The following is a 1,739-nucleotide window of genomic DNA, read 5'->3' as shown; positions in this document are numbered from 1 at the left end:
GCCGGGCGGCAGCTGGAGCAGGACGCGCCCGGTGAGGTCGTCGCCGGCGGCGTCGGCCACCGTGGACAGGACGGCGCCGATGTCCCACAGGGCCGTGGCTTCGGTGGCGCCCTCGATCCAGGCCGCGGTCGCTCGCACGAAGCGTTCCGGGCTGAGCGGCTCGGCGGCCTGCAAGGGGTTGAGCAGGATCAGGGCCATGGTCTCCGGCAGGCGGGCGGCCAGTTCCGCGCGCACGTCGCCGACCAGGTGGGCGCCCAGCAGGGCCAGGACGACCCGGGCGGCCCGCTCGGCCTCCTGCGGGGTGTCGTACTCGCCGCGCTCCCGGACCTCCTCCAGGAACGCCTCCCATCGAAGAGTCACCGCGGTTCTCCCTCCGTCCCGAGGACCGGCGCGACCGGTGCCCGGTCAGGGCTCGACGGCCAGGCGCCGGTGCAGACCTGTGAGCTTCAGCAGCCGCACCACACGGCGCCCGGCCCCGCGCAGGACCAGGCGGGCGCCGCTGCGGTCGGCCTGGTTGCGGGCCCGGACGAGGGCGCCCAGGCCCGTGCAGTCCATGAACGTCACCTCCGAAAGATCGAGCACCACCTCCCGGTGCGACTCGAGCGCGGCGGCCAGAGCACGGCGCAGCGCGGGGCGGTGTCGAGGTCGATCCCGCCGTTCGCCCGCACGACGAAGGGTTCGTCGCTCTGGCCGTGCATGGCGTTGCCCCGTCGCCGCGGGTAGGCCGGTCTGGGCGAGGCCGGCCGGCGGTCGGGGGTGTTCCGGCCGCCCTTCGATCGAGGGGGAGAGATCAGGGGCGGCCGGAACGGCATCGGGGAGTGGTCAGGCCTGGATCTGCTTGCGGTCACCGCTGTGGCTGATCGCGACCTTGCGGGGCTTGGCCTTCTCGGCGACCGGGATCTTCAGGGTCAGCACGCCGGCGTCGTAGTCGGCGGTGATCCCGGCGGGGTCGAGGGTGTCGGAGAGCATGACCTGGCGGGAGAACACTCCGAGCGGGCGCTCGGACAGCTCCCACTTCACGCCCTCGCCTTCCTGGTGCGGGCGGCGCTCGGCCTTGACGGTCACCATGTTCCGCTCGACGTCGATGTCGATCGCCTCCGGGTCGACGCCCGGCAGGTCGAAGCAGATCACGTACTCGTCGCCGGCCCGGTAGGCGTCCAGCGGCATCGGCGCCGGACGCGACCAGGTCCCCGTGTTGCCCAGGAACTGCTGGGTCAGACGGTCCAGCTCGCGGAACGGGTCAGTGCGCAGCAGCATCGCGAAACACCTCCACTGATCGAATGGGTGCCAGTGCGCTTCACCTGACACCTTTGTAGCGCGTCATCCATCCGATGACAAGTCGTGGTGTCGCCTGTAGAGTGACTGCATGAGTGAGAAGCCCCGCAGACCGGCCGCTGGTCCTCCCCAGCCGGTCGAACCCGCCTCGTTCCTGGCGGCCGCGGCAGCGCTGGCCGCCATAGACGACGCCGTCCGCACCGCCCAGAACCCCGCGTCCCAGCCCCCGACCGCCCCTGATGAGCAGGAAGGCCCCGGGCGGGCGCTGGCCGCCCTGGTGCTGCTGCGCGAGCTGCGCACCCAGCTCGCCGGCTGGGAAGCCGGCCTGGTGGAGAGCGCCCGGGAGGCCGGCGCCACCTGGGCCGACCTCGCCCAGCCCATGGGCGTCGCCAGTCGCCAGGCCGCCGAGAACCGCTACCTGCGCCTCAAGCCCGCCGGCGGCAAGACACAGGCCGGCACCGGCG

3 protein-coding genes and 1 pseudogene are annotated in these 1,739 nt (G+C 73.0%); 1 reads left to right on the top strand and 3 read right to left on the bottom strand.

Annotated elements, in window-relative coordinates; translation table 11 throughout:
* The 3 genes from J0670_RS37320 to J0670_RS37310 form a co-directional block, all read right to left on the bottom strand.
* On the bottom strand, positions 1–360 hold a 360-nt coding region (locus tag J0670_RS37320), incomplete at its 3' end, for a DUF2267 domain-containing protein (RefSeq protein WP_207817214.1).
* A 45-nt stretch (positions 361–405) separates the two neighbouring features.
* Positions 406–777, bottom strand: a complete 372-nt coding sequence (locus J0670_RS40425; protein WP_207817215.1) for an STAS domain-containing protein — start codon at positions 775–777, stop codon at positions 406–408.
* 45 nt (positions 778–822) lie between these two features.
* Positions 823–1,257, bottom strand: a complete 435-nt coding sequence (locus J0670_RS37310) for an Hsp20/alpha crystallin family protein (protein ID WP_207817213.1) — start codon at positions 1,255–1,257, stop codon at positions 823–825.
* A 109-nt stretch (positions 1,258–1,366) separates the two neighbouring features.
* On the opposite strand from J0670_RS37310, the pseudogene J0670_RS37305 reads away from it, so the two are divergent.
* Positions 1,367–1,739: pseudogene (locus J0670_RS37305) on the top strand (hypothetical protein); the annotation flags it as partial.

Origin of the sequence: Streptomyces sp. FH025 (assembly GCF_017427025.1) — a bacterium.
Classification (GTDB): Bacteria; Actinomycetota; Actinomycetes; order Streptomycetales; family Streptomycetaceae; genus Kitasatospora.
This window is presented reverse-complemented; position numbering and strand designations above follow the sequence as displayed.

Excerpts from the sequence above, each read along its gene's own strand:
- J0670_RS37310 (WP_207817213.1), bottom strand. The coding sequence starts at position 1,257 with ATGCTGCTGCGCACTGACCCGTTCCGCGAGCTGGACCGTCTGACCCAG.